Source organism: Streptomyces sp. NPDC006385 (assembly GCF_040612485.1).
Classification (GTDB): Bacteria; Actinomycetota; Actinomycetes; order Streptomycetales; family Streptomycetaceae; genus Streptomyces.
This window is the reverse complement of record NZ_JBEXQG010000062.1, coordinates 32153-55547: the sequence shown is the minus strand read 5'-3', so window position 1 is coordinate 55547 and position 23395 is coordinate 32153. Positions and strand designations below refer to the sequence as shown.

The window sequence follows — 23395 nt, the reverse complement described above, 5'->3', positions numbered from 1 at the left end:
GGACGTGGCGCTCACCGTTGCACTCGCCGACAAGCACCGGATAGTCCGACAGGCGGTCAACCGGTGCACCGCCGCGGTGCTGGTGCTCACCGGGGGCGCCGCCCTGGCGCTGCGACCGCGACGGAGATGAACTCCGCGGCCGTGGACGTCAGTTGACGTACACGGCTTCGCCGTTGCCGGTCACCGGGGCGTACTTGGCGGTGAAGTAGCCGTTGGCGAAGCAGAGGGACGAGCCGGAGACCTTCGTGAACTGCTGGCCGGTGAAGTTGATGCTGTTGTCGTCGTTGCTCGCCGTGCCGCTCAGGCTCGGGGCCTGGTAGACGCAGTTGATGCTGCCCAGCAGGGTGCGCAGGACGACCGTCGTCTGGATGGTGGAGCCCGCGGCCGGGGTCACGGTGACGGCTCCGTCGGAGGACACGGCGGCGGAGTACGGCAGGTTGTTGACCGTGATGCTGGTGACGCCGAGCACACCGAGGACGTTGGTCGTGCAGCTCGCGGGGTCGAAGGTGTGCTGGCTGACCGACTCCGTGGCCGTCCCCGGCGCACCGGGGTTGTCGGTGACGGTCGCCGTGAACTGCGACTTCGTGCAGGAGATGCCGCTGGTGCCGGTCGCGCTGGAGTAGAAGGTGGCGGCGGTGCCGGTGGCCAGCGGCGCGGTGAGGACCTCCCCGGCCGCGACGGCCGTACCGCCGACGGAGCCGGTGGTGAGGACGGCGCCGTCGGCCGCGGACGCGGGGCCGGCCAGGGGGAGGGTGAGCGCGGCGACGGTGCCGGCGAGGGTGAGGAGGGTGCGCGTACGCATGCGGGTGTACCTCGGCTTTCGTTGCGGGGGTGTGCCCTGAGGGGATCAGGGGGGTCGGGGAGGTGGAGGGTTCGGGGAGGTGGAGGGTTCGGGGAGGTGGAGGGTTCGGGGAAGTGGGGGGTTCGGGGATCGGAGGCGGCGCTCGGGGGGCGCGAGTCGACGGGATGCCGTTGCCGGTCCGTGACGCCTTCTCCGTACGTCACGGACCGGCGACGACAGCCGACCGGTGACCGGCCGGAGCCGTGGAGGGGCTCCGGCCGGACCGGACGGGGGCGTCCGGCACGGGCCGAGGGGGGAAGCGACCGTGACGGCGCCGTGGAGTGATCTCGCGGAATGTGAAGGACATCAGGTCCGGGAACGCGGGCCGAGGCCACGCGGCGGCGGATCCGGCGCCACGGATCCAGGGGGGAGCCAGGGAGAGTTGTAGACCCATGGGTCAGTCAACGTCAAGGATTTGCAGGGGAGTTGGTGCTCCAGGCGACGCTGCCCGATGGCCCTGGAAGCCCATGACCCACAGGTGACACACAATCAACACTCTTTTTCCACAACCGCCTTGACCCTCGCATGTAACCACCGGTAACTTCCGGCTTGGCTACTGCGGAGTACGAGAAAGCCCTTGCCCCCGCCGGGAGGTGTGAGGGGCGTGCGCCGTAGGCGCTGTCCGCGCCAGGACAACGTGCCACTGATGCCCTACTCGCACTTTCCTGCACTGGGAGCAGTTATGGCCTCGTCCTCGGACGTCACCTCGTCCGCCGACCACACCCCCGAGGGCCCCGCGAGACGCGGGCGGGTCCGGGCGCGCCGGGCCGCCGTGATGGCGGTTCCGGCGACCCTGGTCGCCGGCGCTCTCGCGGTCCTCACCGCCGAGGGCGCGCTGGGCGTGCAGTTCGCGATCTCCGGCATGCCCTTCACGGTCACCGCGACCGAGCTCAACGGCACCGGGTTCGAGCAGTTCGGCGGCCTCGACCACATGGCGCCGGGCAGCCCCAACGAAGGGGACACCGGCGGACAGGTGCTGGTCGTCACGTCCGCGATCAAGAACGCGACGCTCACGAAACTGTGCCAGAGCGTCGACCTCGGCGGCACGAACCTGCTCATCACCGCGGGCAGCGGGGCGGAGAAGGTGAGCGCCAGCGATCTGACCACCGACTCGACCGAGCTGTCGGGTGACGCGGCGTTCAACAACATCGAGATCGGCAACGACGCGAGCACCCTGACCAAGGCCGGGGTGAAGGGTCCGATCGGTGTCTTCAGCCAGCAGGCGGACACCGTGCGCATCGCCAATCTGCGCCAGACCAACTACGCGACCACCGCCGGGGTGTTCAAGCTTCCGGGCCTGAAACTCCGCTTCAGCGACTCGGGCTGCTGATGCGCGCGGGCGCGGATGCGCGGTCGGCCTTCCGTCGTTGGAGGGCCGACCGGCCGTTCTGGGGTGGGGTGTTGCTCACCTTGGGCGGGGCGGAGATCCTGCTGACGATGAAGGCGTCGATGAAGGTCGTGCTTCATGTCGGGATGCAGGGGCTGGCGGGGTATCTGCTGCCGGCGCTGATGGTGCTGCTGGGACTGCTGACGTTGTTCAACCCGGCCCAGCGGCTTTTCTACTCGATCACCGGGGTCCTGGTGTCGTTGGGGACCTGGCCCACGTCCAATCTGGGCGGGTTCTTCGTCGGGCTGGCGCTGGGCGTGGTGGGGAGTTCCCTCGCCTTCGGGTGGCTGCCGGATCAGGAGCCGCGGCGTCGTCGAAGGGAGCGGCGGAAAGCAGCCGTGACAGCGCCGTAGGCGTCCTGCCGTATGCCAGGAGGCACTCTTGCGCCGACGGCGCGTATTCTTCACCGGTCTGGACCTCGTCGAGCCGGGCGTCGCCAGGTCCGCGGGTGGCGTCCGGACGGCGCGGGTACCGAGGTGATCCGAGGTGAGGACATCGCGAGGTGCGGAGCGGTGGCGCACAAACCGAGTTGATTCGGTTTGCCAGTGCAATCGGTGTGGGTGGGCCGGCCCCCGGCCCGCCCTCCCGCCAGCGGTTCATCACGATGTGGCAGCGACGACTCACACGGCGTGGTTGCACACTTGACTACCCCTGGTCACACACGATTGGCTCCCCACCAGCGAGAGTTCAGCAGGTCGGCGCACTTCCGTGCGGTTCCGGCCGCACTCTCGTTCGTTCCTCCGGCTCGGCCGCACAGCGAGGTGCCGCACCCTCATGAAGACCCCACCCCCCTCCTTCGCTTTCGCTCGCGTCGCGGCCCTCACGGCCGCCGTCTGTCTCCTGCTGGCCGGCTGCTCCGCGGTCGGCGGGACCGACGAGGCGTCGGGCGCGAACGCGGCGGGCGGCCCGCGTCTGAAGATCGCCCTGATCGCCCACGGCGGCAAGGGCGACGACTTCTGGGAGTTGGTGCACAAGGGCGCCCAGGCCGCGGCCGCCAAGGACGGCATCGACCTGACCTACGCGAACGACTCCGACCCCGCGCGGCAGGCCGCGTTGATGCGGGACGCCATCAAGCAGAGGGTCGACGGCATCGCCGTGACCCTGGCCAAGCCGTCGGCGATGACGGGTCCGGTCAAGGAGGCCCGGGCGGCCGGCATACCCGTGGTCGGCCTCAACTCCGGTATAGACATCTGGCGGTCCGCGGGTCTGCTGGGGTTCTTCGGCCAGGACGAGAGCGTCGCGGGCCGGGCCGTCGGCGACAAGCTGGACGACCTGAAGGCCAGGCACGCCCTGTGCGTGATCCACGAGCGCGGAAACGTCTCCCTGGAGGCGCGCTGCGCGGGAGTGAAGAAGGCGTTCGGCGGCGAGACCGAGAACCTCTATGTGGACGGCACCGACCTGGACGCGGTGACCGCCTCCATCGCGACGCGGCTGTCCCAGGACCCGAGCATCGACGAAGTCGTCACGAACGGCGCGCAGTTCGCGCCGGCCGCGGTGAAGTCGGCTCGGCAGGCGCGCAGCAAGGCCCGGGTGGCGACCTTCGATCTCAACAAGGACCTCGTCGAGGCGGTCCAGGACGGGGACGTGCAGTTCGCGGTGGACCAACAGCCGTATCTGCAGGGCTATCTCGCGGTGGACTCACTGTGGCTCTACAAGACCAACGGCAACACGCTCGGCGGTGGCGAGAAGCCCGTCCTCACCGGCCCGGCGTTCGTCACCAAGGCGAACGTGGGCGCGGTGGCGAAGCTGGCCGCCGCCGGCACCCGCTGACGGACGCTTCGCCCCACGGTGTCCCCAAAGATTCGGTCACGTATGACGCGCACGCTCAGATGTGCGGATAGCATCCTGCGCATCCCCTGTGCCGTCCCGGACCCGCCGCCACCCCTCGCGGCCGTCCCCTTCCGCCTCCCCCTCCGCTGATCGCCCTAGGACGACAATGTCTCCACAGACAGGTCCCCGGCGCCGCCGCCTCGGCTCCATACGTCTCTCCCTGATCCTCCTCGCGCTGGTGCCCAGCGTCACGCTCGCCGCCGTCTGGAGCGTCACGACGATCCAGATGTTCTCGGAGGGCCTGGAGCTGCGCTCGCAGACCGGCCTGAGCAAGTCGACCGGGGCCATGGGCACCGAGGCCACGCTCGCGCTGCAGAAGGAGCGGAGCTTCTCGGCCGTATGGCTCGCCTCCGGCGAGAAGGAGGCCCGCGGCGCGCTGGACGCGCAGCGCCGCAAGACCGACGAGGCGGTCACGAAGCTCCTAGGCCAGTCGGACGAGATCCAGCAGGCGCCGTCCCGGGTCAAGGACCGGCTGTACTCGGTCGTCGCGTCGCTGAGCAGCCTGGAGTACTACCGGGGCCAGGTGGACAAGCCCACCGACATCACGGCCGTGCAGGCGCTCGGCCAGTACACGTCGATCATCGACGCCCAGATCCACGCCTTCCAGGAGCTGTCCCAGGTCGACGACGGCGACCTCACCTCGCAGGCCGGTCCGCTCGTCTCGCTGGAGCACGCGGCGGAGCTGGTGTCCCAGGAGGACGCGCTGCTGACGCTCGCCGGGCCGGCGGGGAAGATGGACGAGAAGACGTGGACCGAGTTCGCGAAGACGGTGAACACCCGTCGCTGGCTCGTCGAGGACCAGGTCCTTCCCTCGCTCACGGGGAACGCGAAGACGGAGACCGAGCGGATCCTGCGGAGCCCGCACTGGCGGGCCCTGGAGTCCATCGAGAACCGGGTGCTCGCGGCCCGGGCGGCGGGAGACACCGGGGACATCGCCCTCCCGGACGTGCAGAAGGAGTGGCGGGCGGCGCTGATCGCGGTCTCCGACGAGTACTCCGCGCTGATCCGGCAGCAGACGGCCGCACTGCTCCAGAACAGCGCCGAGGACGCGCGCGGCCTGCTGGTCAAGGCCGCCTCCCTGAGCGCGGGCGGTCTGGTCGCGCTGTTGCTGTGCGTGTGGATGTCCTGGCGGATCACCCGCTCGCTGTCGCGGCGGCTGCGCGGCCTCAGGGAGGCCACCCTGGGCCTCGCCCAGGAGCGGCTGCCCGACGTGGTGGCCCGTCTTGAGCGGGGCGAGAAGGTCGACGTGGAGCTGGCGACCCCGCCGCTGGACTACGGCCACGACGAACTCGGGCAGGTCGCCGAGGCGTTCAACACCGCGCAGCGCACCGCCGTGCACACGGCCGTCGAACTGGCCGACACCCGGCGCGGCTTCCAGAAGGTCATCCTGAGCATCGCCCGGCAGAGCCAGAACCTGGTCAACCTCCAGCTCACCAAGCTGGACGCGCTGGAGCGCGCGCACCAGGACCCCGAGGTCCTCAAGGGACTGTACGAACTGGACTCCACCGCCAGTCAGTTGCGCCGCTACGAGGAGAACCTCGTCATCATCAGCGGTGAGCGGCCCGGCCGCAGCTGGAGCGAGCCGGTCGCGCTGATCGACATCCTGCGCAGTGCCGTCGGCGAGGTCGCCGAGTACCAGCGGGTGGAGGTGCACACCGACGAGGAGGTGCATCTCGCGCCGCCCGCGGTGGCGGACGTGATCCATCTGCTGGCCGAGCTCATCGAGAACGCCACCCTGTACTCCCCCGCGCCCGCGCCGGTCGGAGTGCGGGCCGCGATGGTGGCCAAGGGCCTGGTCGTGGAGGTCGAGGACCGCGGGCTCGGCATGTCCGAGGAGGACTACGACTCCTTCAACGCCCAGTTGTCCGACCCGCCGCAGTTCGACGTGGTGGCGCTCGCCGACGACCTGCGCCTGGGCATGTTCGTGATCGGCCGGCTCGCCCACCGGCACGGCATCGCGGTCACGCTGCGCTCCTCGCCGTACGGCGGCACGACGGCGATCGTGCTCATCCCGCACGACGTGGTGGTGCGGGACGTGCCCGCCCCGGACCGCGACGAGGTGGAGCACGCCGGGGCCGCCGAACCGGACGAGCCCGTACGGGAGTCCCGCCCCGTCGTCCCGGCCCGTACCGCGCCCGAGCGGACCGCCGCGCCCGCCGCCCGTCGTGACGGCCTGACCCCGCTGCCCCGACGTGTGCCGCAGACCAGCCTCGCCGCCGAACTGCGCGAGGAGGCACCGCCCGCCGAAGAGGACGGCTCCGCGGACGACTTCACCGCCGAGCGCGCCGCCTCCTCCCTCGCCTGCTTCCAGCGGGGCACGCTCAAGGCCCGTGACGACGGTGCCGACGAGGAGCCGCCCACGGCCGGCGCCGCCTCCGCCCCCACGTCCTCCACCCCGACCGCCGACCGTTCATGAAGGACATCGTTATGACACGCCCCACCCCCGCCACGGACACCCAGCTCGACCAGTTGCTCACCGGACTCGTGGAGCGGGTCGCCGACGTCAACCACGCCGTGGTGCTCTCCGAGGACGGGCTGGTGGTCAGCAAGTCCACCGGGTTCCTGCGCGACGACGCCGAGCGGCTGGCGGCGACCGCGTCCGGCCTGATGAGCCTGAGCAAGGGCGTCAGCATGGACTTCCGGGGCGGCCCGGTGCGCCAGGCGCTGATCGAGATGGCCAACAGCTATCTGATCCTCACCTCCGCCGGTCCCGGCGCCCATCTCGTCGTGCTCACCAACCAGGGCGCGGACGTCGGTGTGGTGGCGTACCAGATGAACATGCTGGTGAAGAAGATCGGCGAGCATCTGTCGGCGGCACCGCGGGCCCACGTCGGCCCTGGCGCGTGAGGTGGGCGGAGACGATACGGCGGGCCGGCTGGTACGTCCCTTCACCCTGACCGGCGGCCGGACCCGGCCCAGCCGCACCGACTTCACCCTGATCACGACGGTGACGGCGGTGGACCCGCCGCCGGAGCGGGCACCGCGTCCGCAGCCCGAGCAGACACGGATCCTGCGGCGCAGCGCCCGGCCGATCGCCGTCGCGGAGCTCGCGGCCCATCTCGACCTGCCGGTGAGCGTGGTCGCGATCATGCTCTGCGATCTGCTGGAGGCGGGCCTGATCACCGTCCACCCGCCGCACCCCGTCACCCCCCGCACCCCGGACCTGGACCTGCTGCAGAAAGTGAGGGACGGCCTTGGCCGGCTCTGACACCCCCGCGACGTCGGTCGCGCCGCCCGACACGGTCAAGATCCTCATCGCCGGCGGCTTCGGAGTCGGCAAGACCACCATGGTCGGATCGGTCAGCGAGATCGCACCGCTGCGCACCGAGGAGCCCTTGACCGCCGCGGGCCTCGGCATCGACGACCTCGACGGCATCGAGGAGAAACGGGCCACGACGGTGGCCCTGGACTTCGGCCGGATCACCATCAGCCGGGAGCTGGTGCTGTATCTGTTCGGCACGCCCGGGCAGCAGCGGTTCTGGTTCATGTGGAACGACCTGGCGATCGGCGCGCTGGGTGCCGTCGTCCTGGTGGACGTGCGGCGGCCGGAGTCCAGTTTCGCGGCGATCGACTTCTTCGAGCGGCGCGGCATCCCCTTCGTCGTCGCCGTCAACGGCTTCCACGGCGAACACCCCTATCCCGTCGAGGACATCCGGGACGCGCTGGCGCTCCCGGCGCAGGTGCGGGTGCTGCTGTGCGACGCGCGGGAGCGCGAGTCGTGCCGGGACGTGCTGATCGCCCTGATCGACCAGCTGATCGCCGACGCCCGCAAGGCGAGCTGAGCGCGAGCCGGCCGAGCCGGCCGCAAGCGTCCCTGGTCGGCCGGGTGGCGGGAATCCGCCAAGGCCGACCAGGTGATTGACGCGTACCCCATGCTCTCCTACCTTCTGGTCGATCAACCGAACTCCGTTCGATATATCGACCACTCGGCCGCTCGGCATCTCGGTCAGAAGGCCCGCACCCCCTGGAGAGCCCATGACGAACCCGTCCCGCAGACACGTCCTCGGCATGGCGGCGACCGTTCCGCTCGCCGCGACCGGCGCCCTGACGCTCGGCTCCGGAACAGCCCACGCCGCCGACTCGGCGTACGTCATGACGTACTTCACCGAGTCCACGACCATGCTCGAAGCCGACTACGGCCTGCACCTCGCCGTCAGCACCGACGGTCTGCGCTGGATGCCGCTGAACCAGAACAGGCCGGTGGCCACCCCGACCTCGGGCGCGGGCGGCCTGCGCGACCCGTTCGTCCTGCGCAAGCAGGACGGGACGTTCGTCGTGCTGGCCACCGACCTCAAGGGCACCGACTGGAACCGCAACAGCGTCTACATCCACGTCTGGGACTCGGTCGACCTGCGGTCCTTCACCGGCTACCGGCTGCTGAAGCTGCACGACATGACGGGCACCCACAGCTGGGCGCCGGAGGCCTACTGGGACGCCGGGCGCGGGCAGTACGGCATCCTCTACTCGTCGGTGAACAGCAGCGGCCACAACGTGATCATGGTCAGCTACACCACCGACTTCCGGACGACCACGAATCCGCAGGTCTTCTTCGACCCCGGTTACGACGTCATCGACGGCAACCTCACCATCGGCGTGAACGGCGTCAACTACCTCTACTTCAAGCGCAACCACACGCTGGTGGGTGCCCGGTCCACCTCGCTGAACCCCGGCAGCTTCACCGCCTTCAGCACCGCGGTCTCCCACGGCGGCACCGAGGCCCCGACGGTGGTGAAGTCCCTGACGTCCAACACCTGGTACCTGTGGGGCGACACGTACACGCCCAACGGCGTCTTCTACGCCTGGCAGTCGAGCAACCTCGCGGCCGGCACCTGGACGGCGCTCGACCAGCGCCTCTACACCCAGCCGCTCAACTCCAAGCACTGCGGGATCCAGCCGATCACCCAGGCCCAGTACACCAACCTGGTCGCGCGCTGGGGCGCCCCCGCCTGGAACCGGCTCAAGTCCTACAACTTCCCGGCGCGTTACGTCCGGCACAGCGGCTTCGCCGGCCGGATCGACGAGTACCCCTTCGACCCGTTCCCCGACTCCCAGTGGAAGCTGGTGCCGGGTCTCGCCGACTCCTCCGGGGTGTCCTTCCAGTCGGTCAACTACCCGACCCGTTACCTACGGCACTACAACTACGCCCTGCGCCTGGACGAGAACGACGGCACGTCCACGTTCGCCGCGGACGCGACCTTCCACCGGACGGCCGGGCTCGCCGACGCCTCCTGGACGTCGTTCCGCTCGCACAACCACCCGACCCGCTACATCAGGCACGCGGACTACGCCCTGCGCATCGACCCGGTCTCCACGGCCACCGAGCGCCAGGACGCCACGTTCCACGTCGGCTACTGAGCAGCACAGCGGGGTTGTGACGAGAGCCCGTCACAACCCCGCGGGAGCCTGCTGGAGGTCAGTCCAGGCCGGCCGACTTCAGCCAGGTCTTCGCCACGTCGAGCGGGTCCTTGTTCTCCAGCTGGATCTGGGAGTCCAGTTCCAGGAGCGTCTTGGTGTCCAGCTTGGCGGAGACCGCGTTGAGCGCGTCGACGCCCTCCTGGGAGAGACCGCTCTTGTGGACCAGCGGGGTCACGTTGGCGTAGCCGAAGAGGTTCTTCGGGTCCTTCAGGACGACGAAGCCCTCCTTGGTGATGGTGGGGTCCGTGGTGAAGATGTCCGCCGCCTGCACGGCGTTCTTCGCCAGCGCCGTCTGGGTCAGCGGGCCGCCCGCGTCCAGCGCCTTGAAGGACTTGAACTTCAGGCCGTACTCGGCCTCCAGGCCCTTCAGACCCTGGTGCCGGGTCTGGAACTCGGGCGAGCCGCCGATCACCAGGTCCGGGGCGATGTCCTTGAGGTCCTGAAGGCCGGAGTCGGAGGTCAGGCCGTACTTCTTCGCCGTCTCGGCGTTGACGCTGACGGAGTCCTTGTTCTCGGCCGGCGAGGACTGAAGCAGCGTCAGCTTCTTGTCCAGCTTGGCCTTCGCCGCGGTGTTCACGGCCTCGGTCGACTTCTGTTCCGCCTTCGGGTCCAGGTAGGCGAGCAGCGAGCCGTTGTACTCCGGCAGGACGGTGACGGAGCCGTTCTTGAGCAGACCGTAGGTCGTCTCGCGGCTGCCGATGTTGGGCTTGTAGCTGACCTTGATGCCCTTGGCCTTCAGGGCCTCGCCGTAGATGTCGGCGAGCAGGACGCTCTCGGCGAAGTTGTTCGAGCCGACGACGACGGTGTCCCCGCTCGCCTCTCCCTCGGCGAGCGGGTCGGACTTGTCGGCGGAGGAACATCCCGCCAGCAGCGCCGCCGTGGCGGCGAGCGCGACGGCGGCCACGCCGGGACGGTTCCTGAGGGACCTGCTGCGTGCGGCGGTGAAAGTCACGATTCCCGTTCCGGTTTCAGGGGGTTGGGAGAGCTCTTCAACTGATCCAATCCAGCCGGTTCTCTGTCAGTCAAGGGTGTTCAGGTCACCGATTGGCCTCGAAAATCGGAAGGTAACGGGCAGTTGGGCTCCGATTTGAAGGCGGGACGGTTGGGGTGCAGGGGGCTTTAACGGATTCTTGACGTACAGTTCCGGTCACGGTGATCAAGGGGCGGTACCGTCCCCCGGACAGAGCCGGTCCATACTCGAACAACCGCGGTCACGTGAGACCTCGCGCGCCGTGCGGACGCCCCGAAGGAGGCAACTCGGTGTCCACGAACGAGGCAGGCGCGCCCCGCCCGCGTCGTCTACGCGGTTTCGCCGACCGCTGGCCCTTCCGGCGGAAGCTCAATCTGCTCGTCGGCGTGCCGCTGACCGCCGTCGCGGTGCTGCTCGCCCACCTCATCACCGACCAGCTCGCGCAGTCGCGCGACGCGGCGGACGCCGCCCGGCTGGTGCGGGAGAGCACCGAGGTCGCGACGCTCGTCGACCGGCTCGCGGCCGAACACCAGCAGGCCGTCCTGCTCTCCGTGCGACGTGAGGCGACCAAAGGCGGCACGCCCTCCGCCGCCGCCTACCGCACCGCGCAGTCCCTGGTGAACGCCCAGGTCGAGCGGGTGCGCGACGCCTTCGGGGACCAGTTGCCGAAGACCGAGGCGCAGGCGTTGCGGGGGGTCGAGGGCCTGAGCAGCCTGCGCGACACCGTCGAGCGGGGGTATGTGCCCGCCGACAACATCGACCCCGCGTACAGCCACGCCGCGCAGGGGCTGATCGACGGCCTGGGGCTGGACCGCAACCCCGATCTGGCCACCACGTTCACCGGCAACCTCCTCGACTCGCTGCTGCGTGCGGGGGCGGCGCACAGCGCCTTCGAGACCGGCGTCTTCTCCGCGTCGACCGGTGACTCCAACGCGCTCATCCAGTTCATCGGCGCGATCGGCTCCTACGACGAGTACACCCATCAGGCCGACCGTTTCGCCCGGTTCGCCACCGAGGCGCAGACCGCCCAGCTCAACGGGATCAAGTACACCGCCGCACAGGCCACCATCAGCCGGCACTACGCGGAGCTGCAGATCGCCCCCGGCTCGGTGCAGGCCGACTCGCCCGCCGAGATCCGCGAGTCGCTGCAGGCGGCGCTCGACTCCTACCCCGCCTACCGCGACCAGGCCGACACCCGTCTGGCGATCACCACCTCGCTCATCGGTCAGATCGCCGACCGCGCGGACCACGCCTCCGAGGAGGCGGCGTGGCGCGCCGTCCTGCTGCTGGGGCTCGCCCTGTTCGGCTTCGCCGTATGGCTGGTCCTCGCGGTGCTGGTGCGCCGCTCGGTGGTCCGCCCGGTGCAGGCGCTCACGGGGGCCGCGCGGCAGGTCGCCGAGGTCGCGGAGCGCGAGCTGGCCCGGGTGGCCGACGACGACGCCGAGGACGACGGTCCGCCGCGGCTGGGCGCGATGCCGGTCACGGCGCGCGACGAGATCGGCGAACTCGCCGAGACGTTCAACCAGATGCAGACGCGGGCTGCCGCGCTGCTGGAGCGGCAGGTGCTCAGCCGGCGCAACGTCGCGGAGATGTTCGGCAACGTGGGCCGCCGGGTCAGCAACCTCACGACACGTCAGCTCGCGCTGATCGACGCGGTGGAACGGGGCGAGACCGACCCCGCGCTCCTGGAGCGCCTCTACTCCATCGACCACATCGCGGTGCGCCTGCGCCGCAACGCCGACAGCCTGATGCTGCTCGCCGGCATCCACGAGACGGACTTCGACGCCGGACCCATGGCGCTCACCAACGTCGTCCGCGCCTCACTCGGCCAGATCGAGGGCTATCAGCGGGTGGAGCTGCGCGCCCGCACCGGGGCCGTGGTGGAGCCGGAGGTCATCGGCGACCTGACGCTGATGGTGGCCGAACTCCTGGAGAACGCGGTGTCGTTCTCGCCGCAGGGCAGTCCGGTCGAGGTGACGGTGGCGAACGGCGAGCGCGGTGACGCGGTGATCGTCGTCGCCGACCACGGCCTGGGCATGAGCCCCGAGCGCCTCGACGAGGAGAACGCCCGCCTGATCCGTCGCGAGCGACTGGACCTGGTGCCGACGAAGGTCCTGGGCCTGTTCGTCGTCGGCACGCTGGCGCGCCGCTGGGAGATCACGGTCACCCTGTCGCGCACCCCGGGCGGCGGCGTGACGGCCGAGGTGACGGTGCCGTCGACCCTGCTGGTGACGGGGAGCACGACCGGGACGACGCCTACGGCGGCGCTGGCAGCGGTCTCGAGGGGCGCCGAGGCCGGGGCGACCGGTGCCACGGGGGTGGACGCCGCCGACAGCCCACTGACGAAGCCAACGGCCGTCACCGGGAATTCCGATGCCCGGACGAGCAGTGCCACGAGGACAGACGCCACCGACAGCCCACTGAACAAGCCAACGACCGTCACCGGGAATTCCGATGCCCGGACGAGCAGTGCCACGAGGACAGACGCCACCGACAGCCCACTGACGAAGCCAACGACCGTCTCCGGGAGTTCCGATGCCGGGGCGAGCAGTGCCACGGAGATGGACGCCGCCGACAGCTCATCGACCCAGGCGTCGTCGGTGTCCGGCGCACCGGAGCCGGCGGGCGCGGACGGACCGCGGCCGCTCCCCCGCCGGTCCTCCCAGCGGCAGGGCACCGCAGGCGACGCGGCGACGGCACCGCGCGCCGAGGCGAACGCGGCACCGCCGTCCACATCCCGGCCGAACGCGACGCCGTCCGGCACCGGGGCTCCCAGCGCGAAGACCTCGATGGAGGACCGGCCCCGGGCAGGCGCCCGCACCGGCGGCACGGCCCCCGCCGACGGCCACGCCCGGGCCGACCGGCCGGACCCGTCGCCGCGCGCCCGGACCGACCGGGACGCCCCCGCTCCCGTCGGCCGCCCGGATCCGCCGTCCTCCGCCGCCGGGGCCCCACGCCTCCGGACCACCGCGACGCCGACAGCCGGCGAGGCCCCCGCCGCCACCCGCCCCCTGCGGCGCCGCGTCCGGGGTGCGACCCTCCGGGTGAACGCCGGCTCCTCCGCCTCGCGGGCGGCGCCCCGGCAGGGCGTGCGGACCGTGGACGCGGAGGCCGTGCGGGCCGCGATCGAGGAGTTCGAGGCCGCCGTGGAACGCGCGCACCGCGACAGCCGAGCCGACGGGACCCGAGCGATCGGAGACCACTCCGTCCCCGTCCCACCCCCAGCCCCCCATACGCAGGACCAGAACCACCTCCCGGAAGGAGCGCAGCAGTGAGCACGTCGACAGGTGACACCCCGGCGGAAGGCACCACACCGGCCGAACTGCAGGCCGCCGCAGCCGACTTCACCTGGCTGCTGAACCGCTTCGCGACCGAGACGGCCGGCGTCGTGGACGCCATCGCCGTCTCGTCCGACGGCCTGCTCATCGCCGTGTCCGAGCTGCGCGAGCAGGCGGACTCCGAGCGGCTCGCCGCGATCGTCTCCGGTATCACCAGCCTGGCCGCCGGCGCGTCCGGCAACTACGGCCTCGGCGCCCTCAACAAGGTCATCATCGACCTGGAGGGCGGTCACGTCCTGGTCTCCGCGATCGGCAGCGGCGCCGTGCTCGGCGTGGTCACCGACAAGGAGGCCAAGCTGGGCAACATCGCCTACGAGATGACCGTGTTCGCCAACCGCGTCGGCGCCGCCCTCAGCCCGCAGCTCGTGCTGGAGCTGAAGAACAGCGTCGGCGCCGCGTCGGCCCGCTGACCCGAGAACGGACGACGCCATGGCGGACGGCACCCCACCGCCGGACCCGAGCGGTCCGGACCCGAGCGGTCCGGAACCGGTCGGTCCCGCCTCCGCCGTACGGCCGTTCCTGCTCACCGCCGGCCGCGTGGCGGACGGCGCCGACGGCCGCTCGATGCCCGTCGAGACCCAGGTGGTGGCCACCACCGAGGGGCTCGACGCGCTCGACCGGCTCGTCTTCGAGCGGCACGACATCGTGGCCGTGTGCCGGCTGCCGCAGTCCATCGCGGAGATCGCTGCCCGGCTGCGGCTGCACCTGAACGTGGTGCGCGTCCTCGCCGAGGACCTGCGCGCCGCGGGGCAGTTGACGGTGCACGTGCCCGACACCGGCCTCGTCCACGACGCTTCCGTCCTGCGCAGGGTCATCGACGGCCTGCGCGCCATCCCCGACGCACGAGGGGTACTCAGTGACACCGACTGAACCGGCCACCGTACGACCGCCGCTGCCGGTGAAGATGGTGATCTCGGGCGGCTTCGGCGTGGGCAAGACCACGACCGTGGGCTCGATATCCGAGATCGAGCCGCTGACCACCGAGGCCGCCATCACGGAGGTCGCCGCGGGCGTGGACGACCTCACGCACACGCCGCGCAAGACCACGACCACCGTGGCCATGGACTTCGGCTGCATCACGATCGACCCCACCCTGAAGCTGTACCTGTTCGGCACGCCCGGCCAGGAGCGGTTCGGCTTCATGTGGGACGACATCGTCGAGGGGGCGGTCGGCGGACTCGTGATCGTCGACACCCGCCGCCTCGACGACTGCTACGCCGCCGTCGACTACTTCGAGCACAAGGGCATCCCCTTCGCGGTCGCCGTCAACGCCTTCGACGGCAGGGTCGAGCACACCCTGGAGGAGGTCCGCTGGGCCCTCGACGTCACCGACGGCGTCCCGGTCGTCGTCTTCGACGCCCGGAAGACCGGCTCGGTACGGGACGCCCTGCTCGTCGTACTGGAACTGGCGCTGGCCCGCACGGACGGATGACGGCGGGGGGCGGAATGGCCGCGGTCGCAAGGGTGTTGGCGGTGTCATGAACATCGACGAGCGCGCGATCACCAACCCATCCGCCCTGCACGACCCGACCCCGTTCGGCTACAGCCACGCCGTCTCGGCGCCCGGTGAACTCGTCTTCATCGCCGGCCAGTACGCCTCCGACGCCAGCGGCTCGCCGATGCCCGGTGATTTCGCCGCCCAGGTGGAGCTGGCCTTCGACCGGCTGCGCTCAGCGCTTGAAGGCGTCGGCCTCGGCTTCGCACACGTGGTCCGCCTCGGCACGTTCATCGTCGACCACGACCCCGCCAAGCTGGAGTCCCTCGGCAAGGCCCTGCACGCCCGCTTCGGCGACCGCCTCCCCGCGCAGACCCTGAGCGGCGTCGCCTCGCTGGCGCTGCCCGGGATGCTGTTCGAGGTGGACGCGGTCGCCGTACGGCCGTTCCCGCGCGCCTAGGGTCTGCGCACCCCCGGCGACACCGCGAGCCGTCCCAGCAGCCAGAACACCGCCAGGGTCAGCAGCGCCAGCAGAGCGACCAGCGTGGCGCCGCCGACGACCTTCTCGTAGTCGCGCTGGTAGAGGCCGTCGATGATGTAGCGGCCGAGGCCGCCGAAGCTGACGTACGCCGCGATGGTGGCCGTCGAGACGATCTGGATGGCGGCCGAGCGCAGGCCGCTGAGGATCAGCGGGAGGGCGACGGGCAGTTCGACCCGGAACAGGATCCCGGCCTCGGCCATGCCCATGCCGCGGGCGGCGTCCACCGGCGCGGGGTCGACGGAGCGCATCGCCTCGTCGGTGGTGACCAGGATGGGCGGGACGGCCAGCACGACCAGGGGGATCATCACGGGGGCCATGCCCAGGCCCAGCAGGATGAACATCAGCACCATCAGGCCGAAGCTGGGCAGCGCCCGGGCGGAGGTGGCGATGAGGGCGAGCACGTTGCCGCCTCGCCCGGTGTGGCCCGTGAGAAGGCCGACCGGCAGTCCGACGGCGGCGGCGATGCCGAGCGCCATCAGCGTGTACTCGATGTGCTCGCTGAGGCGCGTCGGGATGCCGTCGTAGCCCTGCCAGTGGGCGCTGTCGCCGAAGAAGGCGCTGATGTGGCTCAGTACGTTCACCGGGCGCCCTCCTTCGCCACGAGCGTGCGCGAGGACTTACGGGTGCCGCGCGGCATCCAGGGCGTGACCAGCGTGCGCAGGACGATCAGCGCGGCGTCGACGAGGATGGCGAGGACGGCCGTGCCCACCACGGAGAGCCACACCAGGCGTGGCTGGTGGTACTTCATGCCGCTGTCGAGCAGGTTGCCGAGGGCTCCCTCGTTGCCGATCAGCATGCCGACGCTGACGAGGGAGATGCTCGACACGGACGCCACCCGCAGTCCGGCGAGGATCGCGGGCGCCGCGATCGGCAACTGCACGTGCACATAGCGCCGTATCGGCCCGAAGCCCATGGCGGTGGCGGCGGCCAGCGTCTCCTGCGGCACCGACCGCACGCCGTCCACGATGGCCGGGACCAGCACCACCAGGCTGTAGACGGCCAGCGGGATCATCACCGTGAGCTCGCTCAGGCCGGTGTAGTCGATGAGGATGACGAAGAAGGCGAGCGACGGGATGGCGTACAGCACGGTCGTCACCCACAGCACCGGCGGGTACAGCCAGCGGAAGCGGACGCACAGCTGGGCCAGGGGCAGTGCCAGGACCAGCCCGGCCAGCACCGGGAGCAGTGCCTCGCGCAGGTGCAGGCCGACCAGGCCGAGGTAGCTGTGCTCCAGGTAGCTCGGCATGTCGAAGAACTCGGTCACGGCGCGACCTTCCGGACGTCGTCGTGCGTACGCCGTCGCTCCGCGTGCGCCCCGCGGATGGCCTCGCCGATGGTCTGCTGCGACACGACCCCGGTGGCCCGGCCCTCGGCGTCCACGGCGACGGCCCATCCGGTGGGCGAGAGCACGGCGCAGTCGAGGGCGGCCCGCAGCGAGTCGGTGCCGGCCACGAACGGGCGGCCGTGCGCCAGCAGTCGGTCGGTCCTGACCTCCCCCGCGGTGAGATCCCGCGGCTCGCTCCAGCCGAGGGGCTTGCCGCCGGCGTCGGTGACGAGGAGATAGGGGGCGCCGGTCGCGCCCGCGGCGGCGATCTGCTCGGCGGTGGCGTCGACGGCGACGAGCGGCGCGGTCAGCAGCTCCAGGTCCGCCGAGGGGAAGAAGGACAGCCGCCGGATGCCGCGGTCGGCGCCGAGGAAGTCCTCCACGAACGCGTCGACGGGGTGGGACAGCAGCTCGGCGGGCGGGGCGAACTGGGCGAGATGGCCACCGGTGCGCATCACGGCGACCATCGTGCCGAGCTTGACGGCCTCGTCGATGTCGTGGGTGACGAAGACGATGGTCTTGCCCAACTCCTCCTGGATTCTGAGGAGTTCGTCCTGAAGTCCCTTGCGCACCACGGGGTCGACGGCCGAGAACGGCTCGTCCATCAGCAGCACCGGGGGATCCGCCGCGAGCGCCCGTGCCACACCGACGCGCTGCTGCTGGCCTCCGGAGAGCTGGTACGGGTACCGCTTGGCGAGCGCCGCGTCCAGCCCCACCCGCTCCATCAACTCCCGCGCCGTGGCCCGGGACTTCTCCTTGCCCCAGCCGAGCATGCGGGGCACGGTGGCGATGTTGTCGAGGATCGTGCGGTGCGGGAAGAGGCCGGCGTTCTGGATGACGTACCCCATGGACCGGCGCAGGGTGTTGACGGGCTGCTGCCGGCTGTCGACGCCGTCGATGAGGATGGTGCCCTCGCTGGGCTCGACCATCCGGTTGATCATCCGCAGCGTGGTCGTCTTGCCACAGCCGGACGGCCCCACGAGTACGGTGATCGAGCGGTCGGGTATCTCCAACGAGAGCCGGTCGACCGCCACCGTGCCGTCCGGGTATCGCTTGGTGACTGACTCTATCCGTATCAAAACGCCGAATACCCTTCGGGTTTGGCAGTTTTCGCCCGTTCGCGATCACGGGCTCCTGGCCACAGACGGCAGAGTCTAGACCTCCTGTGGTGCGGGGTTCCTGTTCAGGCCGCCTGTGCCCGCGCCCCTGCCGCCGGGAAGCCCTCCGTACGCAGGACCCGTCGCTCGGCGTCCACCGCGAACACCTCGCAGCCCTCCCGGGCGGCGGCCCACGCGACGCCCTCCGTGCCCATCGCGAAGGCGGCGGTGGCCGTGGTGTCCGCGACGGTCAGGGAGGAGGCGACGACGGTGAGCGAGAGCAGGCCGGTCGCCGGCCGTCCGGTGCGGCCGTCGATGATGTGGTCGCCGCGCTCGTAGCGGGCGGACGTGGCGACCGCCCCGTCGGTGAGTTCCAGCACCGTGCACACCTTGTCGGCCTGTTCCGGGTGCCGTACCCCCACCCGCCAGGGCCCGCCGGAGGCGACCACGTCGCCTCCGGCGTTGAGGACGAAGCGCCGCGCGCCCGCCGCCGTCAGCAGTTCGGCGGCCCGCTGCACGGACCAGCCCTTCACCACCGCGCACGGATCCAGCCCGCGCCCCGGCAGCCGTACGTCGAAGGCGCCGCCCGTCGCGCCGCGGTACTCCTCGCACAGGTCGAGGACCTCGCGCAGGTCCGCGCTGACCTCGGCGGCCGACAGCTCGCCCCGGTCCAGCCGGCACACCTCGCTGTCCGCCCTGAACGGACTGAACCGGGCGTCGACTTCACGCAGCCACGCGAACACCGCGTCGGCGGTCCGCTCCCCGACGTGCTCGTCGTCGACCCGCAGCGAGACGGGGAAACCCATCACATGCTCGACGCGGTGCATGTCAGGCGCCCTTCGCGTCGAGGGCGGCCTGGAGCGACTCCTTGTAACCCTCGCTCGTGATCGTCGCCCCGGACACCGAGTCGATGTCCGCGCTCTGCGCCTCAAGCGTCCCCGCGATCAGCTTCGGCACCGCGGCCGTCGTCTGCGGATGATCCGGCTGCTGAAGCATCCGCACCGACGCGATCCTGCCGCCCTCGAAGGTCACCTCGACCTGCACAGGACCCTTGTCGGTCCGCACGGTCGGGCCGTCGACCGTCCGCGACGCGGGCGACGGCGCGGCCGACGCGGCCGTCTCGGCGTTCGCGTCGAGGGCGGCCTGGAGCGACTCCTTGTAACCCTCGCTCGTGATCGTCGCCCCGGACACCGAGTCGATGTCCGCGCTCTGCGCCTCAAGCGTCCCCGCGATCAGCTTCGGCACCGCGGCCGTCGTCTGCGGATGATCCGGCTGCTGAAGCATCCGCACCGACGCGATCCTGCCGCCCTCGAAGGTCACCTCGACCTGCACGGGGCCCTTGTCGGTCCGCACGGTCGGGCCCTTGACGACCGTGCTGCCCGAGGCAGGGGCGGAGGACTGCGCCGAGGGTGTCGGGGCGGGGGCGGCGGCCGCCGTGGTGGGCGTGCCGAGGGACGGCTCGTAGCGCCAGACCGGGATGAGGCCCGCGACGCTCAGGACCAGGACGGGTATTGCTCGCTTCACGGTGTCTTCCTCGTCCTCTCAGCCGGCCAGGCTGAAGCGCTCGAAGTGGACCTGCTGCTTGGGGACGCCCAGCTCGCGCAGGCTGCCGATGACCGCGTCCATCATGGGCGGCGGCCCGCACAGGAAGACGTCCCGGTCGGTGATGTCCGGCACCAGCAGCGCCAGCTCGGCCGGGGCCAGCTTGTCGGGGACCGGCGGTCCGGTCACCAGGTGCAGCTCGGCGCCCTTGGCGTGGGCGAGTTCCACCAGCTCGCCGTACAGGACCGCGTCCCGGTCGGTTGCCACCCGGTAGATCACGACCGCGTGGCCGTGCAGTTCCTCCAGCAGTGCCCGGATGGGGGTGACGCCGACGCCGCCGGCGATGAGCACGGCCTCCGGCCGGGTGCGGTGCAGCGTGGTGAAGGCGCCGTAGGGGCCCTCGGCGAAGACGCGCGTGCCGACCTTGAGGTGCCTGATGCCCGCCGAGCCGGCCCCGGCCGCCTTCGCGGTGAGCCGCAGCTGGGTGCCGTCGGGCGCGGCCGACAGGGAGAAGGGGTTGGCCTGCCACCAGCGGTCCTTGGTCAGGAACCGCCACAGGAAGAACTGGCCGGCCCGGGCCGGGATCTTGTCCAGGTCGCGGCCGGTGACGTACACGGAGACCACGTTGTCGGACTCGGGGACGACGGCCGAGACGCGCAGCTGGTGGCGCCAGTTCCGCCAGAGGGGGAGGACCAGTCGGCCGACGAGCACCGCCCCGAGGGCGACGCCCCACACCGCGTACCAGTACGCCGTGGCGGCGGCGGAGGAGGTGAAGGACGTACCGACCGCGACCTGGTGCGTGAAGGCCAGGACCACCGCCACATAGGTGTACAGGTGGATGAAGTGCCACGTCTCGTACGCCAGCCGGCGCCGCGCGAACCGGGCGGAGACGACACCGATCACCATGATGATCCCCAGCGCGACGACGGCGCGCAGCACGCCCTCGACCGTCTCGGCGAGGTCGATGAGCTGGTTCACCGGGTCCAGGGAGGACGACTGGGCGTAGCCGAAGGTGATGAACACGGCGTGCGCGAGCAGGGTCCACAGGACGCTGAAGCCGGTCCAGCGGTGCCAGGAGGTCAGCCGGTCCATGCCGATCCGGCGGTCCAGCCAGGGCAGCCGGGCCACCAGCAGCAGCTGGAACGCCATGAGCAGCGCGCCGAACAGGCCGGTGAGCCGGCCGAGCACGATGAGCGTGTTCGAGGCGAAGCCGGCGGCGAGGAAGAAGTAGAGGACCACGGCCACGTTCCCGGCCAGGACGGCGTACAGGCCCGTGCGGGCGACCACCCTGGGGCGTATCGCCGTGGGAGGCGCAGGGGGCGATGGGACGGTCGTCGTCACGGGCGACAGCTCCTTGATCTGGTCTGGGACAACGAGCTTGTCCGGCGATGGCTGTCGAAAAGCTGTCGTACTTCTTTCAACTGGTTATCGATGTGGCCGCGGCGCCCTCCCCGCCGCCGAGGAGGGGGCCGGGTGCCGCAGTATGAACGGGTGGAGAAAGTACGCCTGCTGGTCGTGGACGACGACCCGCCCATCGCCGACCTCGTCGCGACGGTCGCCCGCTACGAGGGCTGGGAGGCGGTCACGGCGAACTCCGGCGAGGAGGCGCTGCGGCTGGCCGCCGAGTTCCATCCGGACATCGTGGTGCTGGATCTGATGCTGCCCGATGTGGACGGCTTCGGCGTCCTGGACCGGCTGCGCCGTGCCGGGACCATGGTGCCGGTGGTCTTCCTGACCGCGCGCGACGGGGTGGCCGATCGGGTGGCCGGGCTGACCCGGGGCGGCGACGACTACCTGGTCAAGCCGTTCGCGGTGGAGGAGCTGATGGCCCGGCTGCGCACCGTGCTGCGGCGCAGCGCCGGCCCCGGCTTCCAGCGCTCGGTGCTGCGAGTGGGCGACCTGACCATGGACGAGGACACCCGCGAGGTGCGCCGCGGCGACAGGCCGCTGACGCTGACGCCGACCGAGTACGAGGTGCTGCGCTATCTGATGCGCAAGTCGCCGACCGTGCTGACCAAGGCGCAGATCCTGGACCATGTGTGGGAGTACGGCTTCGGCGGCCGCTCGAACGTGGTCGAGCTGGTCGTCAGCCGGCTGCGCCGCAAGCTCGACGAGGCCGGCGACGGCGGGGCACCGCTGATCCACACCGTGCGCGGCTTCGGGTACGTGATCCGGCAGGCGGCCGAGTGATCGGGCGGCTGCGGCGGACGTACGGCAGGCTCCGGCTGGGCACCAGGCTCGCGCTGGGTCTGGGCGCGCTGTCGCTGGTCGTGTTCGCCGTCGTCGGCACGGCCCTGACCACGTACATGCGGGACTACCTGTCGGCCCAGCTCGACACCCAACTGGCACAGGCCCAGATGGGCCAGTCCAAGAGCATCGCAGACTACGGCACGCTCTCGGGCAAGAAGTACTACAGCTGGTTCTACGCCGTGTACGACGTGTCGGAGGGCGCCCCCGAGCTGCGCAAGCCCGAGGACCCCGCCGACCTGCCGAAGGACGTCGACGACTTCACCGACCTGGCCCGGGCGCAGACCACCGCTCACTCGGAGCTGCTGCGCACCGAGTACCTCAGGCACGCGGGTCTGTACCGGCTGCGTGCCTGCGAGGTCGAGCCGGGCGTGGTCCTGGTCAGCGCCGCGCCCATGGACGAGATCCAGGACACCGTGGGCGAGCTGATCACGATCCAGGTCGTGGCCTTCGGGCTCGCGCTGCTGGCGCTCGTGGTGTTCGGACGGGGGATGCTGCGGCGCGGGCTGAAGCCGCTGAGCGACATGGCGCACACGGCCCGCGACATCACCTCGCACGATCTGACGGACTCGGGGCGGCTGCCGGTGCGGCACGACGCGCGCGGCGGCGGACCCGAGGTCGAGGAGCTGCGCACCGCGTTCAACACCATGCTGGAGCACATCGACGACTCCCTCGCGGTGCGGGCGGAGGCCGAGCAGCGGCTGCGCCGGTTCGTCGCGGACGCCTCGCACGAACTCCGTACGCCGTTGATGTCGGTGCGCGGCTATGCGGATCTGTTCCAGTACGCGGCCGCCAACGCCCCCGAGGAACGCGACAAGCACCTGGCGCGGCTGCGCGCCGAGGCCGCACGGATGGGCTTCCTCCTCGACGACCTGCTGCTGCTCGCCCGCCTGGACGCGGCGGAGGTCGAGACGCCGCTGCGCCTGGCGGAGGCGGATCTGGTGGAGCTGGCCGAACAGGCGGCGGACGCCTTCCGCGTCACCCACGCCGACCACCCGCTGACGGTGGCCCCCGGGCCCTCCTCCCTCAGGCTGCGCCTGGATCCCCAGCGCATCCGCCAGGTCCTGGACAACCTCCTGACCAACGCGGCGATGCACACCCCGGCCGGGACGCGGGTGTCCCTGGCGGTGTCGGTGGCGAACGGCGCGGCGCAGGTCCGGATCGCGGACGCCGGCCCCGGCATCCCGCCCGGCGACCGGGAACGGGTCTTCGACCGCTTCTACCGGGTCGACAAGGCCCGTACCCGCGACCGCGGCGGCAGCGGCCTGGGTCTGGCGGTCGCCCAGTCCCTGGTGCGGGCCCACGGCGGTCTGATCGAGGTGACCAGTGAGCCGGGGGCGACGGTGTTCACGGTGACCATTCCGTTGGCAGTGGTGGACAAGAGACCCAAAGAAGGTAAGGTAAGGCTTACCTAATCTGAAAGGTCGC

At 70.9% G+C, this 23395-nt stretch carries 23 protein-coding genes and 1 pseudogene; 16 read left to right on the top strand and 8 right to left on the bottom strand.

Annotated elements, in window-relative coordinates:
* Window positions 1-148: 148 nt before the first annotated feature.
* A complete protein-coding gene (locus ABZ078_RS33990; protein WP_356581718.1) occupies window positions 149-802 on the bottom strand; it encodes a Tat pathway signal sequence domain protein in 654 nt (217 codons plus the stop codon).
* A 721-nt stretch (window positions 803-1523) separates the two neighbouring features.
* On the opposite strand from ABZ078_RS33990, the gene ABZ078_RS33985 reads away from it, so the two are divergent.
* The 9 genes and pseudogenes from ABZ078_RS33985 (at window position 1524) to ABZ078_RS33945 (ending at window position 9413) form a co-directional block, all read left to right on the top strand.
* On the top strand, window positions 1524-2171 hold the full coding sequence (locus ABZ078_RS33985; protein ID WP_356581716.1) for a DUF6230 family protein: 648 nt from the start codon (window positions 1524-1526) through the stop codon (window positions 2169-2171).
* Entirely contained in the window at window positions 2171-2581 is a 411-nt protein-coding gene (locus ABZ078_RS33980; RefSeq protein WP_356581714.1) for a DUF6114 domain-containing protein, read from the top strand. The genes ABZ078_RS33985 and ABZ078_RS33980 overlap by 1 nt, the downstream gene beginning before the upstream one ends.
* Window positions 2582-2627: 46 nt before the next feature.
* A pseudogene (locus ABZ078_RS33975) lies at window positions 2628-2761 on the top strand (SAM-dependent methyltransferase); the annotation flags it as partial.
* Window positions 2762-3002: 241 nt separating this feature from the next.
* Window positions 3003-3998 (top strand): substrate-binding domain-containing protein, encoded by a 996-nt coding sequence (locus ABZ078_RS33970; RefSeq protein ID WP_356581712.1) that lies wholly within the window; start codon window positions 3003-3005, stop codon window positions 3996-3998.
* Between the two features lie 166 nt (window positions 3999-4164).
* A complete protein-coding gene (locus tag ABZ078_RS33965) occupies window positions 4165-6474 on the top strand; it encodes a nitrate- and nitrite sensing domain-containing protein (RefSeq protein WP_356581710.1) in 2310 nt (769 codons plus the stop codon).
* A gap of 11 nt (window positions 6475-6485) precedes the next feature.
* On the top strand, window positions 6486-6905 hold the full coding sequence (locus ABZ078_RS33960) for a roadblock/LC7 domain-containing protein (RefSeq protein WP_147997842.1): 420 nt from the start codon (window positions 6486-6488) through the stop codon (window positions 6903-6905).
* Between the two features lies 1 nt (window position 6906).
* The gene (locus ABZ078_RS33955) at window positions 6907-7266 is read left to right on the top strand and encodes a DUF742 domain-containing protein (RefSeq protein ID WP_356581708.1); all 360 of its coding nucleotides are present in this window, start codon (window positions 6907-6909) and stop codon (window positions 7264-7266) included.
* The gene (locus ABZ078_RS33950) at window positions 7253-7840 is read left to right on the top strand and encodes an ATP/GTP-binding protein (RefSeq protein ID WP_356581706.1); all 588 of its coding nucleotides are present in this window, start codon (window positions 7253-7255) and stop codon (window positions 7838-7840) included. The genes ABZ078_RS33955 and ABZ078_RS33950 overlap by 14 nt, the downstream gene beginning before the upstream one ends.
* A gap of 193 nt (window positions 7841-8033) precedes the next feature.
* Window positions 8034-9413 carry a glycoside hydrolase family 43 protein gene (locus tag ABZ078_RS33945; protein WP_356581705.1) on the top strand — a complete coding sequence of 460 codons (1380 nt, stop codon included), beginning with the start codon at window positions 8034-8036 and terminating at the stop codon, window positions 9411-9413.
* A 58-nt stretch (window positions 9414-9471) separates the two neighbouring features.
* On the opposite strand, the gene ABZ078_RS33940 is transcribed toward ABZ078_RS33945, so the two are convergent.
* Window positions 9472-10425 (bottom strand): ABC transporter substrate-binding protein, encoded by a 954-nt coding sequence (locus tag ABZ078_RS33940; RefSeq protein ID WP_356581703.1) that lies wholly within the window; start codon window positions 10423-10425, stop codon window positions 9472-9474.
* A 308-nt stretch (window positions 10426-10733) separates the two neighbouring features.
* Here ABZ078_RS33940 and ABZ078_RS33935 point away from each other — a divergent pair, with 308 nt between their 5' ends.
* Genes ABZ078_RS33935 through ABZ078_RS33915 form a run of 5 tightly spaced genes read left to right on the top strand, consistent with a single transcriptional unit; the run spans window position 10734 to window position 15676 of the window.
* Window positions 10734-13718 carry an ATP-binding protein gene (locus tag ABZ078_RS33935; RefSeq protein ID WP_356581701.1) on the top strand — a complete coding sequence of 995 codons (2985 nt, stop codon included), beginning with the start codon at window positions 10734-10736 and terminating at the stop codon, window positions 13716-13718.
* A complete protein-coding gene (locus ABZ078_RS33930; protein WP_356581699.1) occupies window positions 13715-14191 on the top strand; it encodes a roadblock/LC7 domain-containing protein in 477 nt (158 codons plus the stop codon). Before ABZ078_RS33935 ends, ABZ078_RS33930 begins: the two co-directional genes overlap by 4 nt.
* A 19-nt stretch (window positions 14192-14210) precedes the next feature.
* Window positions 14211-14651: a DUF742 domain-containing protein gene (locus ABZ078_RS33925; RefSeq protein WP_356581697.1), complete on the top strand. Its 441-nt coding sequence runs from the start codon at window positions 14211-14213 to the stop codon at window positions 14649-14651.
* Between the two features lie 34 nt (window positions 14652-14685).
* A complete protein-coding gene (locus ABZ078_RS33920) occupies window positions 14686-15213 on the top strand; it encodes an ATP/GTP-binding protein (RefSeq protein ID WP_356581725.1) in 528 nt (175 codons plus the stop codon).
* Between the two features lie 46 nt (window positions 15214-15259).
* On the top strand, window positions 15260-15676 hold the full coding sequence (locus ABZ078_RS33915; RefSeq protein WP_356581695.1) for a Rid family hydrolase: 417 nt from the start codon (window positions 15260-15262) through the stop codon (window positions 15674-15676).
* Here ABZ078_RS33915 and ABZ078_RS33910 read toward each other — a convergent pair.
* The 6 genes from ABZ078_RS33910 to ABZ078_RS33885 form a co-directional block, all read right to left on the bottom strand.
* Entirely contained in the window at window positions 15673-16338 is a 666-nt protein-coding gene (locus ABZ078_RS33910) for an ABC transporter permease (RefSeq protein ID WP_356581693.1), read from the bottom strand. The two genes, ABZ078_RS33915 and ABZ078_RS33910, sit on opposite strands and share 4 nt — an antisense overlap.
* A complete protein-coding gene (locus tag ABZ078_RS33905) occupies window positions 16335-17021 on the bottom strand; it encodes an ABC transporter permease subunit (RefSeq protein ID WP_356581691.1) in 687 nt (228 codons plus the stop codon). Before ABZ078_RS33905 ends, ABZ078_RS33910 begins: the two co-directional genes overlap by 4 nt.
* The gene (locus tag ABZ078_RS33900; RefSeq protein ID WP_356581689.1) at window positions 17018-18160 is read right to left on the bottom strand and encodes an ABC transporter ATP-binding protein; all 1143 of its coding nucleotides are present in this window, start codon (window positions 18158-18160) and stop codon (window positions 17018-17020) included. The genes ABZ078_RS33905 and ABZ078_RS33900 overlap by 4 nt, the downstream gene beginning before the upstream one ends.
* Window positions 18161-18264: 104 nt before the next feature.
* A complete protein-coding gene (locus tag ABZ078_RS33895) occupies window positions 18265-19005 on the bottom strand; it encodes an FAD:protein FMN transferase (protein ID WP_356581688.1) in 741 nt (246 codons plus the stop codon).
* Window position 19006: 1 nt separating this feature from the next.
* Window positions 19007-19702 (bottom strand): FMN-binding protein, encoded by a 696-nt coding sequence (locus ABZ078_RS33890; RefSeq protein ID WP_356581687.1) that lies wholly within the window; start codon window positions 19700-19702, stop codon window positions 19007-19009.
* A gap of 18 nt (window positions 19703-19720) precedes the next feature.
* Entirely contained in the window at window positions 19721-21007 is a 1287-nt protein-coding gene (locus tag ABZ078_RS33885) for a ferredoxin reductase family protein (protein WP_356581723.1), read from the bottom strand.
* A gap of 144 nt (window positions 21008-21151) precedes the next feature.
* On the opposite strand from ABZ078_RS33885, the gene ABZ078_RS33880 reads away from it, so the two are divergent.
* Together ABZ078_RS33880 and ABZ078_RS33875 are read left to right on the top strand one after the other, a co-directional pair.
* The gene (locus tag ABZ078_RS33880; RefSeq protein WP_356581685.1) at window positions 21152-21910 is read left to right on the top strand and encodes a response regulator transcription factor; all 759 of its coding nucleotides are present in this window, start codon (window positions 21152-21154) and stop codon (window positions 21908-21910) included.
* Window positions 21907-23382: a HAMP domain-containing sensor histidine kinase gene (locus tag ABZ078_RS33875; RefSeq protein WP_356581683.1), complete on the top strand. Its 1476-nt coding sequence runs from the start codon at window positions 21907-21909 to the stop codon at window positions 23380-23382. Before ABZ078_RS33880 ends, ABZ078_RS33875 begins: the two co-directional genes overlap by 4 nt.
* The last annotated feature ends 13 nt before the right edge of the window (window positions 23383-23395 follow it).

Bases quoted from the DNA above. Each gene is read 5' to 3' on its own strand.
- ABZ078_RS33990 (WP_356581718.1), bottom strand. From the start codon at position 802: ATGCGTACGCGCACCCTCCTCACCCTCGCCGGCACCGTCGCCGCGCTC.
- ABZ078_RS33985 (WP_356581716.1), top strand. From the start codon at position 1,524: ATGGCCTCGTCCTCGGACGTCACCTCGTCCGCCGACCACACCCCCGAG.
- ABZ078_RS33980 (WP_356581714.1), top strand. From the start codon at position 2,171: ATGCGCGCGGGCGCGGATGCGCGGTCGGCCTTCCGTCGTTGGAGGGCC.
- ABZ078_RS33970 (WP_356581712.1), top strand. From the start codon at position 3,003: ATGAAGACCCCACCCCCCTCCTTCGCTTTCGCTCGCGTCGCGGCCCTC.
- ABZ078_RS33965 (WP_356581710.1), top strand. From the start codon at position 4,165: ATGTCTCCACAGACAGGTCCCCGGCGCCGCCGCCTCGGCTCCATACGT.
- ABZ078_RS33960 (WP_147997842.1), top strand. From the start codon at position 6,486: ATGACACGCCCCACCCCCGCCACGGACACCCAGCTCGACCAGTTGCTC.
- ABZ078_RS33945 (WP_356581705.1), top strand. From the start codon at position 8,034: ATGACGAACCCGTCCCGCAGACACGTCCTCGGCATGGCGGCGACCGTT.
- ABZ078_RS33925 (WP_356581697.1), top strand. From the start codon at position 14,211: ATGGCGGACGGCACCCCACCGCCGGACCCGAGCGGTCCGGACCCGAGC.
- ABZ078_RS33920 (WP_356581725.1), top strand. From the start codon at position 14,686: ATGGTGATCTCGGGCGGCTTCGGCGTGGGCAAGACCACGACCGTGGGC.
- ABZ078_RS33915 (WP_356581695.1), top strand. From the start codon at position 15,260: ATGAACATCGACGAGCGCGCGATCACCAACCCATCCGCCCTGCACGAC.
- ABZ078_RS33895 (WP_356581688.1), bottom strand. From the start codon at position 19,005: ATGCACCGCGTCGAGCATGTGATGGGTTTCCCCGTCTCGCTGCGGGTC.
- ABZ078_RS33880 (WP_356581685.1), top strand. From the start codon at position 21,152: ATGTGGCCGCGGCGCCCTCCCCGCCGCCGAGGAGGGGGCCGGGTGCCG.